The 11,718-nt window shown below is 72.6% G+C and carries 12 protein-coding genes and 1 pseudogene; 9 read left to right on the plus strand and 4 right to left on the minus strand.

What is annotated here, in order from left to right; genetic code table 11:
- Positions 1 to 58: 58 nt before the first annotated feature.
- Positions 59 to 679 (minus strand): TetR/AcrR family transcriptional regulator, encoded by a 621-nt coding sequence (locus tag ACFXPL_RS15445; RefSeq protein WP_384918395.1) that lies wholly within the window; start codon positions 677 to 679, stop codon positions 59 to 61.
- Positions 680 to 779: 100 nt separating this feature from the next.
- On the opposite strand from ACFXPL_RS15445, the gene ACFXPL_RS15450 reads away from it, so the two are divergent.
- The 5 genes from ACFXPL_RS15450 to ACFXPL_RS15470 all read left to right on the plus strand — a co-directional run bounded on the left by ACFXPL_RS15450 (position 780) and on the right by ACFXPL_RS15470 (position 6,020).
- The gene (locus ACFXPL_RS15450; RefSeq protein ID WP_384918398.1) at positions 780 to 1,598 is read left to right on the plus strand and encodes an SDR family oxidoreductase; all 819 of its coding nucleotides are present in this window, start codon (positions 780 to 782) and stop codon (positions 1,596 to 1,598) included.
- A gap of 341 nt (positions 1,599 to 1,939) precedes the next feature.
- Entirely contained in the window at positions 1,940 to 2,251 is a 312-nt protein-coding gene (locus ACFXPL_RS15455; RefSeq protein ID WP_384918401.1) for a chaplin family protein, read from the plus strand.
- Positions 2,252 to 2,288: 37 nt separating this feature from the next.
- Positions 2,289 to 3,590 (plus strand): hypothetical protein, encoded by a 1,302-nt coding sequence (locus ACFXPL_RS15460; protein WP_384918404.1) that lies wholly within the window; start codon positions 2,289 to 2,291, stop codon positions 3,588 to 3,590.
- A gap of 48 nt (positions 3,591 to 3,638) precedes the next feature.
- On the plus strand, positions 3,639 to 4,655 hold the full coding sequence (locus ACFXPL_RS15465; protein ID WP_384918407.1) for a hypothetical protein: 1,017 nt from the start codon (positions 3,639 to 3,641) through the stop codon (positions 4,653 to 4,655).
- Positions 4,656 to 4,778: 123 nt separating this feature from the next.
- A complete protein-coding gene (locus ACFXPL_RS15470) occupies positions 4,779 to 6,020 on the plus strand; it encodes an AI-2E family transporter (protein WP_384918410.1) in 1,242 nt (413 codons plus the stop codon).
- Positions 6,021 to 6,085: 65 nt separating this feature from the next.
- Here ACFXPL_RS15470 and ACFXPL_RS15475 read toward each other — a convergent pair whose 3' ends face one another.
- The 3 genes and pseudogenes from ACFXPL_RS15475 to ACFXPL_RS15485 all read right to left on the minus strand — a co-directional run bounded on the left by ACFXPL_RS15475 (position 6,086) and on the right by ACFXPL_RS15485 (position 7,121).
- Positions 6,086 to 6,241 carry a DUF6131 family protein gene (locus ACFXPL_RS15475; RefSeq protein ID WP_384918412.1) on the minus strand — a complete coding sequence of 52 codons (156 nt, stop codon included), beginning with the start codon at positions 6,239 to 6,241 and terminating at the stop codon, positions 6,086 to 6,088.
- 182 nt (positions 6,242 to 6,423) lie between these two features.
- Positions 6,424 to 6,588: pseudogene (locus tag ACFXPL_RS15480) on the minus strand (sugar ABC transporter permease); the annotation flags it as partial.
- Between the two features lie 83 nt (positions 6,589 to 6,671).
- Positions 6,672 to 7,121: a spore-associated protein gene (locus ACFXPL_RS15485; protein WP_384918415.1), complete on the minus strand. Its 450-nt coding sequence runs from the start codon at positions 7,119 to 7,121 to the stop codon at positions 6,672 to 6,674.
- Positions 7,122 to 7,277: 156 nt separating this feature from the next.
- Between ACFXPL_RS15485 and ACFXPL_RS15490 the strand changes: the two genes are divergently transcribed.
- The 4 genes from ACFXPL_RS15490 to ACFXPL_RS15505 all read left to right on the plus strand — a co-directional run bounded on the left by ACFXPL_RS15490 (position 7,278) and on the right by ACFXPL_RS15505 (position 11,574).
- Positions 7,278 to 7,997 carry a GntR family transcriptional regulator gene (locus ACFXPL_RS15490; RefSeq protein ID WP_384918418.1) on the plus strand — a complete coding sequence of 240 codons (720 nt, stop codon included), beginning with the start codon at positions 7,278 to 7,280 and terminating at the stop codon, positions 7,995 to 7,997.
- Positions 7,994 to 9,016, plus strand: coding sequence for an ADP-ribosylglycohydrolase family protein (locus ACFXPL_RS15495; RefSeq protein WP_384918421.1), 1,023 nt, complete (start codon positions 7,994 to 7,996; stop codon positions 9,014 to 9,016). Before ACFXPL_RS15490 ends, ACFXPL_RS15495 begins: the two co-directional genes overlap by 4 nt.
- A 129-nt stretch (positions 9,017 to 9,145) precedes the next feature.
- The gene (locus ACFXPL_RS15500) at positions 9,146 to 10,615 is read left to right on the plus strand and encodes a purine-cytosine permease family protein (protein ID WP_384918424.1); all 1,470 of its coding nucleotides are present in this window, start codon (positions 9,146 to 9,148) and stop codon (positions 10,613 to 10,615) included.
- A complete protein-coding gene (locus ACFXPL_RS15505; protein WP_384918427.1) occupies positions 10,612 to 11,574 on the plus strand; it encodes a PfkB family carbohydrate kinase in 963 nt (320 codons plus the stop codon). The genes ACFXPL_RS15500 and ACFXPL_RS15505 overlap by 4 nt, the downstream gene beginning before the upstream one ends.
- Positions 11,575 to 11,718 lie beyond the last annotated feature (144 nt).

The following is an 11,718-nucleotide window of genomic DNA, read 5'->3' on the forward strand; positions in this document are numbered from 1 at the left end:
GGCGGAACCGTCAATACCCCTTGTGCCATTCGGACTCGGCAGCGAAATGCTTCGACACTCACGGGGATTCCGCGGCGGGACGGTCCGTGGTCGCCGCCGGGGCGTCGGTCCGCAGTCCCCGCGTGATGACGTCGAACAGCCCGTCGGCTCGACGCAGGGACAGGGAATCGTTGCCCGCGAGCGTCTGATACAGCAGGGCCCCGACGAGAGCGTCGGCCACCGCGTCCAGGTCCGCGTCGGCACGTACCTGTCCGGCCTCGGCGCCGGCCCGCAGCCGCTGGACCAGTTCTTCGCGCTGCGGTCCGGTGAGCCGCTCGTAGAGGGCTTCGGCATCGTGGGGGTCTTCCGCGGCGGCGGCGGTGAGGGCGCGGATCAGCGCCGCGTTCCGCGGGTCGGCCATGAACGCCACCAGCCCGTACAGCCAGGCCCTCAGATCCCGGTGGACGTCGCCGGTGTCGGCCGGGCCGGGGGCGTGGGAGCCGTCCAGAACGGCTTCGGCCACGAGCGGCGCCTTGGAGGGCCACCGCCGGTAGACGGTCTGCTTGCCCACCTCGGCCCGGGCGGCGACGCGGTCGATCGACAGCCGGGCGTAACCGTTCTCGGCCAGCAGGTCCCGCGTGGCGTCGAGGATGGCCCGGTGGGCGCTCGTACTGCGCGGTCGGCCGCGCCCCTCTGTCATGGCCCCAGGGTAGGCAGCCGGTGTTCCCCGGGGGACCACCGAGGGGTACGGTCCTTTACGAGACTGACAGTTTCGTAATGAGTGATGGGGAAGGCAACGCATGAACACGGACGTGGTCGTCGTGATCGGTGTGGGCGGGATGGGGCGGGCGATCGCACGCCGCCAGGGCACGGGCAGAACACTGCTGCTGGCCGATTTCGACGAGGCGGCCCTGGATTCCGCCGCCGAGGCTCTGCGGGGTGACGGCTACGACGTCACCGCCCACCACGTCGACGTCTCGTCACGCGAATCGGTGACCGGCCTCGCCGAGGCGGCGGCGGAGCGGGGTGCCGTCAGCCAGGTCGTCCACACGGCGGGGCTCTCCCCCGCGCAGGCGCCCGCCTCGGCGGTCCTCCGGGTCGATCTGGTCGGCGTCGCCCTGGTCCTCGAAGAGTTCGGCCGCGTCATCGCCCCGGGCGGCGCGGGCGTCGTCATCGCCAGTATGGCCGGTCACATGGCGGCCCCTCTCGATCCCCAGCAGGAGCGCGAGTTGGCCCACGCCCGTGCCGAGGAGCTGCTGCACCTGCCGTGCACCGGCGCCGGAACGGCTACCGACGCGGGCCGCGCCTACACCCTCGCCAAGCGCGCCAACCTGCTCCGCGTACGGGCCGCCGCCACGGCCTGGGGCAGGCGCGGTGCCCGTATCAACTCCATCAGCCCCGGCGTCATCGCCACCCCGATGGGCCGGCAGGAACTGGCCGGAGAATCCGGCCGGCAGATACGCGCCATGGTCGACGCGTCCGCCACCGGGCGGCTGGGCACCCCCAACGACATCGCCGACGCCGCCGCCTTCCTGCTCGGCCCGACCGCGACCTTCATCACCGGCACGGACCTTCTCGTCGACGGCGGCACCGTCGCCGCCGTCCACTCCGGCGCGTGAGGACGGACCTGGGAGTCAGGACGGTTCGACGACCGTCCTGACTCCCAGGCGCTCCGGCGTCCCCGGAGGCCGCCCGGAGGGAGACGGAGGCCGACGGCCCGTGTGGTGGGGCCAGGCCGGTCCGCCGTCGGGCAACTCCCCGGCGTAGGTCGCTGGGCCCCGCACGGACCGGCGGCCCCCTCGGCCGAAGGCGCCCGCTACCTCATCCCGGTCCGCTCGTTGATCGACCGAGGCCCGGGCTTCTCTTCCCGGGCGGGATCCGAGCCGGATCCGGCCGTGGCCGGAAGCCGGCACGAGGAGGGAATGTCGCGGTGACGGCTAGGCAAGAGGGACGTGGTCCGGTGTCCGGGAGCATGCGCAAGGACGTGGACAGCGGTGTCCGCGGCACGGGGAGGCGGGTGGCCGTGGCCGGTGCCGTGCTGGGGGCCGCCCTGGCTCCGGCCGGGGCCGCGCACGCGAGCGTCATCGGGATCGGGAACGCGACGTTCGGCAACACCTGCGCGAACCAGGGCGACGCGCGGGCCGCGGGCGGCACCGCCGCCGGCAGCGGTGCGGCGAGCGGCAACTACGCGAGCCTGCCGCTGAGTCTGCCCCGCAACCAGTGCGGCACCAGCGGTATCGTCTGCACCGCCGTGTTCCGGTCCTCGGTCTGATGCCGACGGGCCCGGAGCCGCCGGAAGGAACGCGGTCATGACGGCTCCGGCGCCTGCGGAGGTGTCGCTGGAACAGCCGGCGGTGCGGGAACTGGCGGCGCTGAGCGGACACGGCCCGCGGCTGCTGCGGCGGTGGGTGGCGGAAGACCCGACGCTCGGCGTGGCTCGGGCGCTGCTGACCCTGGCGACCAGCGACGGACTGAGCGACGGGACGCTGCGCGACGAACTCGTGGTCGCCCACCGGGACGCCCGGACCGCCGGCGCGCGGTCGGTGAGCCTGGTGTACGGCGTGTTCCTCCACACGCACCGGCAGTACCGGCTGACGGCCGACCATCTGGTGGCGCACTTCGCGCGGTGGCCCGGGGACGAGGTGGCCGGGCTGCTGATGGACGCCTTTCACGCGTGCGGTGACGCCGATTACCGTACGCACGGCGATGACCTGGTGGAGCGGCAGTACGCCCTGGCCGGTGCGGACAGTTGGCTGTGGACGAGCAGGATGGCCTGGGTCCGCGCGGAGCAGGGCCGGGCGGAGGAGGCGTACGAGCTGGCCCTGCGCGCCCTGGACCAGTGTCCCCGTTCGGGGCTCGCGGCCCACGCCCGCGCGCACGCCGAGCAGGAACTGGGGGCCGGCCCCGCCTCCACCGCCTTCCTCGACCGGTGGCTGGCGGCCGACCCCCGGGCCATGCAGTTCAAGCATCTGAACTGGCACGCCGCTCTGCAATCTCTGGCCTGCGGCGACTTCGCGGACGCACGCAGACGGGCGGACGAGGTGCTGGACCGGGCGGATGTGGGAATGCGGGCGGCGACGAACTGGCGTCTGCTGCTGGCCGGGCAGGAGCCGGCCAACCGCTGCGAACCGGCCCACGTCCGGGAGCTGCTGGCGGGTCCGGGCGGGATGGCGGAGATCTTCCACACCTTCAACCTCGCCCTGGCCCTCGCTGTCGAGGCCGCCACCGACGATCTGCGCGCCCTCGCCCGGCGGGCCGCCGCCGAGGACCGGCCCGACTACCACCAGGTCCTCGCCCCCGTCGTCCAGGCACTGGCGGACGTCACCGCCGGCCGGCCGCAGGCCGCGGTGGACCTCCTCACCGGCCTGGCCGAGAAGACCGAACGGATCGGCGGCGTACGGGTCGAACGGGAAATCGTCCAGGACACCCTCGCCCGTGCCCTCGTCGACACCGGCGAACACGCCCGCGCCGCCGACCTGCTGCACCACCGCACCGCCACCCGCCGCCACCACACCTACGAAGACCTCCTCCTCTCCCCCCGGACCGTCCCGGTGACCGCACCGGCCGCCACCTCCGCGTACCGCACCACCCGCGCCGCTCCGGTCCGTTGAGCCCTCGCCTCTCCCGAGGCGCACGCCCCTTCTCCCAGGAGACGCTCCATGGCAGTGCCCCAGGTGATCGTCGCCTCGCTGCGCGGCAGTGGCACACCGCTGCTCGCCGAGGCCACCACCGCTCTCGGCTACACCCCGTACGGCACGATGAGCGAGCCCCGACCCGCCGGCCGCGGTGAATCGCCGGGCCCCGGAGAGGTCCACGGGCTGCTGAGCGCCGCGTACGGCTCCGACCGTGCCGCGTCGCTGCTGCGCAGGCAGGGCGGGGATCGGGAACACCTGGAGGCGGCCTACCAGGACAGCGTCAGCGCCCTGTGGCGGGTGTGGTGGACACGCCTGGGACAGCCGGTCACCGCCGCCTCACCGGTCGACCCCGGCCTTGAGGACCGGCTGACCCGCGTCCCCGACGCCGACCTCCTCCGGCTCCTGCCGGCCCACGGCTGCTGGTACGTGAACAGCCTCGACCTCCAGCGCACCGACGCGGGCCTCCTGCGCCTCTGGCAGGCCACCGGGCAACCGCGGATCGTCCTCCACCACCGCGACGTACGCGACCGGATCATCAGCCAGATCCGTATGCTCTCCCGGCCCGCCGACCGTGTCGGATCCATGCCCGAACACCTCGTCTACCGCGACATCGTCAGCGCCCTGCCCGGCATGGACGCCAGAATCACCCTCGCCCTGACCGACCCCGGCTTCCCCGGTATGGAGGAAGCCCGCCGCTGCCAGTGGCTCCTGCGTCACCCGGCGGTGTGCGTGATCACCCACGAAGAACTCGTCGGCCCCGCCCACGGCGGCACCGCCGAAGCCCGGCGGGAGGCCCTGGCCCGGCTGCGGAACGCCACCGGCGCCCCCTCCCCCACCACCCCGCTGCCGCCACCGCCCTCCCCCGCCGACCACGCCCAGGACGGGGACGGTCTCGCGGTGGGCATCTGGCGCACCTACTTCACCCCCGACCACGAACGCCTGCTCCAGGAGCGCCACAGCGACCTGCTGGCCCCCTCTCCGCGCCCCGTGAGCCACGGCTCCGTACCCGGTGCGGAACGTCTGACCGCACGCGGGGCCTGACCCGGCCGGCCCGGCAGGTCCGCGCAGGTCCGTGGGTCCGGGGGATCCGCCTGTGGGGGTGACTTCGCGCGCACGCGGTCGCGGGAGCTGGGACGACGTGCCGTGGTCTGGTACCAGCGAGGAATGCCCAGGCGATCGCACCAGCAGCCCGACCTTCCGGACCCAGGCCTCCCGAGCGACGGACGGCGGCGCCGGATCCGTGCGGCCCCGCGCCGAGAACCGCGCCGTACCGAAGGACCCGCGGCCCGGCGGCTCAGGGCGCGGCGCGCGGCGGCCGTGCCGACGGGCGAGCCGCCTGTGGCCCTCGCGTTGCGGAAGGGTGCCGCCTACGCCTGGCGGATCCTTCTCGTGGCGGCCCTCGTGTACGGCGTACTCGTCGTGCTGGGACGGTTCCACGACCTCGTGGTGGCCGTCTTCCTCGGACTGGTCGGCGCCGCGATGCTGCGCCCGGTGGCGGACCTCCTGGCCCGGGCGATGCCCCGGCCACTCGCCGTCGCGGTGGCGCTCCTGGGCAGCATCCTCCTGCTCCTCGGCGTGCTGTCCCTGATCGGCGAGGTGGTGGCCGGCGAAATGGCCGGCCTGGAACGGCAGTTCGGCGACGGCCTCTCCAGGATCGGGCGCTGGCTGGAGAAGCCGCCGTTCCGGCTGAACTCCAAGGCACTGACCGACGTCCGGGCCCGGACTGGGCAATTCCTGTCCAGCCATCGGACCGCCCTGCTCAGCACGGCGCTCAGCGGCGTGGGCAAGCTGATCGAGGTCCTGACCGTGTTCGCGCTGGCGGTCTTCTGCTCGGTCTTCTTCATCCACTCGGGCGAACGCCAGTGGCGATGGTTCTGCGATCAGCTGCCGGCCACGGCGCGCGGGCGGGTGGAGATCACGGGCCGTGCGGCGTGGACGACGTTCGTCGGATACACCCACGGCATCGTCCTGGTGGCGGCCACCAACGCCGTACTCGTCGGACTCGCGCTGTTCGCACTGGGCGTGCCGCTGTCGTTCCCTCTGGCGTTGCTGGAGTTCTTCGCCACCTTCGTTCCCCTGGTCGGGTCACCGATCGCCCTCGCCATCGCGGCGGTGGTCGCTCTGGCGTTGAAGGGCCCGCTCATCGCGGCGGTCGTGATCGCGCTCATCGTGATCATCGGCCAGATCGAGGGCCATCTGCTCCAGCCGATGGTGATGAGCTGGGCCGTCCGCCTGCATCCGGTCGTGGTCGCGCTCTCGGTGATCGGGGGCGCGATCGCCGCCGGCGTGGTGGGAGCCGTGGTGGCGGTGCCGCTGGTCTCCGTCGTCTGGGCGGTCCACCAGGCTCTGCGCGGGGACAGGGAGCGCGGTGCCGGTACGGGGGCCACGCGCGCGCGAGCACACTGAACGCCGGGGCCGACCGGGTCTTCCAACGCCGGGCGGGCCGGGGCTTCACCGGTACGGGCCGGGGCTTACCAGTAGTGGCGCCTGCCTCCCACCGCGTGTCCCAGAGCGCCCAGTACCCACAGGATCGCGCCGATCACGACAAGGACGATCCCAATGGTCCACAGGACGGAGATGCTGGTGATGAATCCGACCACAAGCAGGATGACGCCGATAAGGATCACCGTGTGCTCCCAACGCCGGTAGTTTCCTCCATTCTGCGCTCGCCCCGTTCCCCTCGCGACTCCGAACGGCCCCGGTGACACCCCGAGGGGGACTCGCAGACCTCGGCCCGCCCGAGTGCCTCGGCGCCGCCCGGCGCCGAGGCACGGAAGAACCGGAAACGGAACGTGCTCCCCGGGTCTCCGAACCGCCGGACCACGGCGATCGCGACGATGGTGGTGGCCACCCGGGCGTAGAGGCCGACGCGGAAGAAGGTGCGCGCCCGGTCGATGCCGTTGTTCAGCAGAGCGGCGACGACCACTCCGAGGACGACCGTCAGCGGCACACCGACGACCACGAAGTACGCCGAAAGCATGTCCGGCGCCGTGCTCGGACTGCCCCGGGCCGGTACGCGGCCCAGCGGCAGTCCGACCCCGCCGGTGAAGTGCCGGATCAGCGGACTCCGGTGACCCGGTGCTCCTTCAGCGTGGAACAGTTGGAGTTCTCCACCGACACGTACACGTTGTCGATGGCGCCGCCCCAGCTCACACAGTGGCCCTTGCCGTAGACGGAGGCCGGTCCCGCGTACGACGTGTAGTTCCCGTCGTCCCCGGCCCACTCCTCGGTGTCGGGGACGTAGATGTACGCGGACACGTAGGTGGCCGTGCCCGGGTTGGTGCGGATGGTCGCGACGCAGTTCTTGCCGTTCGAGGAGTTGTACGTCAGGTAGACGGTGCCCCGGGAGCCGACAGCCGCCGAGTTCACGGTCTTGTAGGCGCTGCCGCAGACGCCCTGCGGAGTGACGTTGGGTGCGGCGGAGGCGGTGGCGCTGAGCGCGGTCGTGCCCGCGACCGCCAGTGCGGTTAAGGCGCCGGCGGCCGCGATACTGCGGGTGATTCTCATACTTCCCCCTCGTGTCCCTCAGGAGCGGTCTGCTCCCACGTGATGTGACCCGCGATCGGTACGGATGGTTGTACCGGGCTCGAAGGCCGGCCACCGTACGCAAAGATTCGGTCACGGTCATGGACCTGGAGGGGAGGGCACGCGTACGTTCTAGACATGCCTGGACAGGTACAGAAACATCATCGAATCGCCCGCGTTCTCGCCGACGAGATCCGCTCCGGCGTCCACTCGGACGGCGGCAGACTGCCTGGGGAGCACGCCCTCACCCAGCGGTTCGGCGTCAGCCGCACCACGCTGCGGCAGGCCCTGCAGGTCCTCGGCGAGCAGGGGCTGATCTCCACGCACGCCGGAATCGGCTCATTCGTCACCTTCGACGGTACGCCCCTGGACAACCGCCTCGGCTGGGCCCAGGCGCTGGCCGAGCAGGGCATCGAGCTGTCCGTCGAGGTGCTGCGCTTCGAGGAGGTGACCGACCGGGAACTGGCCGGGGAGTTGGCCCTGGAGTCGAGTACGTTCCTCGCGCTCGACCGGGTCAGACGCCTGCCCGACGGCCGGGGGGTCTCGCTCGAACGCAGCCGGGTCCCCGCCGTCGGGGAACTGGCCGGTCTCCCGCTGCGTGGCCTCGGCGGCGGCTCACTGAGTACGGCGCTCGTCGCCGCGGGCCGGGTCACCGACTCCGGCGAGGGCCTGGTCTCGGTCCGGGGCCTCGACACGGCGGAGGCCGCCCTGCTCAACCGCTCCCCCGGCGAGTCGTTCCTCCACCTGGCGCAGGTCCACCGGGCCGCCGACGGCTCGGTCGTCGAGCAGGTCACCAGCCTGCTCGACCCTGTCCGGTTCCAACTGCACGTCCGCTCGGGCCGAGGAGGCCACTCGTGAACCACCAGCTCGACCGCGCCCTGGGCGCCTACTACGGACTCGCCCTCGGCGACGCACTGGGCATGCCCACCCAGATCATGTCCCGGGAGGACGTCGTACGGGTCTACGGAACCGTCACCGGCTTCGAACCCGCCCTGCCGGACAACCCGGTCAGCGCGGGCATGCCCGCCGGATCGGTCACCGACGACACCGACCAGGCGGTCATCGTCGGAAAGCTCCTCGACGAGGGGCACGGCAGGATCGACCCGCTCCGCCTCGCCCACGAACTCCTCGCCTGGGAGAAGGAGATGAAGGCCAAGGGCTCCTTCGATCTCCTCGGCCCCTCCACCAAGGCGGCGCTGGACGCCGTCTCCCGGGGCGTACCGGCCGCTGAGGCCGGCAGGTACGGCTCCACCAACGGCGCCGCGATGCGTGTCACCCCGGTCGGCATCGCCTTCGCGGCCGAGCCTCTGGCCGGCTTCCTCGACCGTGTCGTGGAGTCCTGTCAGGTCACCCATGACACGACCGTGGGCATCGCGGGAGCCGCGGCCGTCGCCGCCGCCGTCAGCACCGGGGTCGGCGGTGGCACGCTGGACGAGGCCGTCACCGCGGCCGTCACCGCGGCGCGGGCCGGCGCCCGGCGCGGACACTGGATCGCCGGGGCGGACATCGCGGCCCGGATCGAGTGGGCGTGGCATCTGGTGGAGGGCCTGCCGCAGGCCGAGGCCCTGGACCGGATCTGCGCGCTCGTCGGCACCAGCGTCGCCAGCCAGGAATCGGTACCGGCGGCGTTCGCCGTGCTCGCGGTGGCCGGCGGGGACCCGTGGCGCAGTGCGGTGCTGGCCGCCAACCTCGGCGGCGACAGCGACACCATCGGCGCCATCGCCGGAGCGGTCGCGGGCTCGGTCGCCGGGCTCTCCGCGCTGCCCGCCGAGGCCGTCCAGACCCTCCGTACCGTCAACGCACTCGAACTGGAGCCGCTGACCGTACGCCTCCTCGGCCTCCGCGGCACCGGCCCCGCTCTCTCGCCGGCCCCCTGAACCGCCCGGCCGGCACGCGCCGGCCCGCCCCCGCGGGCCCGCGTCCGGGCATCCGCCACCCCCGTCCGCCCCCCCCTGTTACCCGCACCTGCCCCACACGTCTCTCCGCACGACGCAAGGAAGTCCGTGATGACCGTTTCGAGAACCAACGACGTTGTCGGTTCCGTGGAAACCCGAGGGATCGAACCGGTCCCGGATGCCGAACGACACGGCCACGCAGGTCAGATGTTCTGGACCTGGTTCGCCGCCAACATCAGCATCCTCGGGCTTCCGCTCGGTGCCACGCTCGTCGCCTTCCGGGGACTGAACATCTGGCAGGCCGCGCTGATCGCCCTGCTCGGATCGTTCGGCTCCTTCGCGCTGGTCGGCGCGCTGAGCCTCGCGGGCAAGAAGGGCGGAGCGCCCGCTCTCACCCTCTCCCGCGCGGTCTTCGGGCAGCGGGGCAACGCCGGACCGACCCTGATCAGCTGGCTCAGCAGGATCGGCTGGGAGACGATCACGACGACCACCGCGGCCTACGCCCTGCTGGCGCTGCTGGCCATCGCGTTCGGCGTCGGCCAGAACACCGTGCTCACCCTGGTCTGTCTGCTGGTCTTCATCGTCTGCACGCTGCTGATCAGCGGTCTCGGGCACGCCACCATCATGTGGATCAACAAGTGGGCGACCGTCGTCTTCGGGATCCTCAATCTGATCGTGATGGGTTTCCTGGTCGCGACCGTCGACTGGACCAAGGTGCTCGACGCACCGGCGGGACCGACCAGCGGAGTGGTGGCGGGCATCGGCTTCATCGCCGCGGGCACCGGTATCGGCTGGGCGAACGCGGGCGCCGACTACGCGCGCTACCTGCCGCGCGCGATCCCGGGACGGCGGCTGGTGGTGGCCTCCGCGTTCGGCGCGGGCATCCCGCTCGTCCTGCTGATCTCGCTCGGATCGCTGCTCTCCGCCGGTGACCCGGCGCTCGCCACCGCGTCCGACCCCGTCGCGGCCATCAACGCCATGCTGCCGTCCTGGATGGCCATCCCGTATCTGATCGCGGCCTTCGGCGGACTGCTGATGTCGAACCACCTCTCCACCTACTCCGCCGGCCTGACCATGATCACGCTGGGTCTGCGGGTGCCGCGTCCGATGGCCGTGGCCATCGATGTGGTGCTGATGTTCGCCGGCGGCATGTACTTCATGCTGATCGCGAAGGACTTCTACGGGCCCTTCTCCACCTTCCTGACCCTCCTGGCCGTGCCCATCTCCGCGTGGATCGGGGTGATCGTGGTGGACTCCCTGCGCGGCCGTGACTACGACGCGGCGGCGCTGATGGACACCACACGCGGCAGCCGGTACTGGTACACGGGTGGCTTCCATCTGCCGGCCGTCACCGGCTGGGCGGTGGCCATCGTGGCCGGTCTGCTCTTCACCGAGGCGGGAACGAGCGAGAAGGACGTGTGGTTCTCCGGTCCTCTCGCCGGCACCTGGCTGGGTGTGAACGGTCTGGGCTGGGCGATCTCGATGGCCGTCGGCGCCGGTGTGTACGCGCTCGCCGGCCGCCTCGGCCGGACCCCGCACCACGCGCCGGCCGCGTCCGTCCTGAACGAGGCCGGCCGATGAGCCGCCGTCTGGTCCTCGCCGGCAACGTCATCGCGGACCTGGTCATCGAGGTCCCCGCGCTGCCCGAACGGGGCGCGGACGTCATCGGCTCACGGACCCGGCTGACCGCGGGCGGCGGCTTCAACACCCTGGCCGCCGCCCGGCGTCTCGGTACGGAAGCGGTCTTCGCCGGACTCCACGGCACCGGCCCGTACGGAGATCTCGTACGCGCGGCACTCACCGCCGAGGGAGTCAGCGCCCTCCTGCCGGTCCGCGCCGACGGGGACACCGGCTTCACCGTCGCCCTGATCGACGACGGCGGCGAACGGACCTTCATCACGAGTTTCGGTGTCGAGGCGGACCTCACGGAGGCGGACACCGCGTCCGTCGCCGCCCGGCTGTGCCCGGGAGACCTGGTGCAGCTCTCCGGTTACGGCCTGGCGATCGGGGGCAGCGGCCCCCTGCTGTCCCGCTTCACGGCCGCCCTGGGCCCGGACGTCACGGTCTGTCTCGACCCGGCGCCGCTGGTCGCCGACATCCCCGACGCGGTACTGGCACCGGTGCTGGCCCGTACGGACTGGCTCAGCGCCAATGCCCGCGAGGCCCGGCTGATGTCCGGCCACAGCGACCCGGAGGTGGCCGCGACGGCCCTGCGGGAACGGCTGGCACCGGGCGCGGGAGTGATCGTACGGGCCGACAAGGACGGCTGCTGGCTGGCCGCCCCCGGGGAGCCCACCCGGCACGTACCCGGCTTCCCGGTCCGGCCGGTCGACAGCAACGGGGCGGGCGATGCCCATGTGGGCTCGTTCCTTGCCCTGCTCGCCCAGGGCAAGGACCCCCTGACAGCCGCGCGAGGCGCCAACGCCTCGGCGGCCTACGCGGTGGGCCGCCGAGGTCCCGCCACCGCACCGGACCGTGACCAACTGGCCGCGTTCCTGGGCGAGGACCCGCTGGCCGGGCTGCTGTTCACCACCGCCTGACACCGGTCACCGGGGCTTTCGAAACCCGCCCCGGACACGATCGCCCTTCGGACGGGCCGGTGGGGTGCGCCCGGGGGCGGCCCCCAACCGGCCCGCCCCAGTGGGCCCCGCGGGCGCCGGGCCCACCACAGGGGCAGGGGCGGC

The organism is Streptomyces sp. NPDC059092, assembly GCF_042756365.1.
Taxonomy (GTDB): domain Bacteria; phylum Actinomycetota; class Actinomycetes; order Streptomycetales; family Streptomycetaceae; genus Streptomyces.

What these genes read in the sequence shown, in the direction of transcription:
- ACFXPL_RS15445 (WP_384918395.1), bottom strand. Translation starts at nt 679, where the DNA reads ATGACAGAGGGGCGCGGCCGACCGCGCAGTACGAGCGCCCACCGGGCC.
- ACFXPL_RS15450 (WP_384918398.1), top strand. Translation starts at nt 780, where the DNA reads ATGAACACGGACGTGGTCGTCGTGATCGGTGTGGGCGGGATGGGGCGG.
- ACFXPL_RS15460 (WP_384918404.1), top strand. Translation starts at nt 2,289, where the DNA reads ATGACGGCTCCGGCGCCTGCGGAGGTGTCGCTGGAACAGCCGGCGGTG.
- ACFXPL_RS15465 (WP_384918407.1), top strand. Translation starts at nt 3,639, where the DNA reads ATGGCAGTGCCCCAGGTGATCGTCGCCTCGCTGCGCGGCAGTGGCACA.
- ACFXPL_RS15470 (WP_384918410.1), top strand. Translation starts at nt 4,779, where the DNA reads ATGCCCAGGCGATCGCACCAGCAGCCCGACCTTCCGGACCCAGGCCTC.
- ACFXPL_RS15485 (WP_384918415.1), bottom strand. Translation starts at nt 7,121, where the DNA reads ATGAGAATCACCCGCAGTATCGCGGCCGCCGGCGCCTTAACCGCACTG.
- ACFXPL_RS15490 (WP_384918418.1), top strand. Translation starts at nt 7,278, where the DNA reads ATGCCTGGACAGGTACAGAAACATCATCGAATCGCCCGCGTTCTCGCC.
- ACFXPL_RS15500 (WP_384918424.1), top strand. Translation starts at nt 9,146, where the DNA reads ATGACCGTTTCGAGAACCAACGACGTTGTCGGTTCCGTGGAAACCCGA.
- ACFXPL_RS15505 (WP_384918427.1), top strand. Translation starts at nt 10,612, where the DNA reads ATGAGCCGCCGTCTGGTCCTCGCCGGCAACGTCATCGCGGACCTGGTC.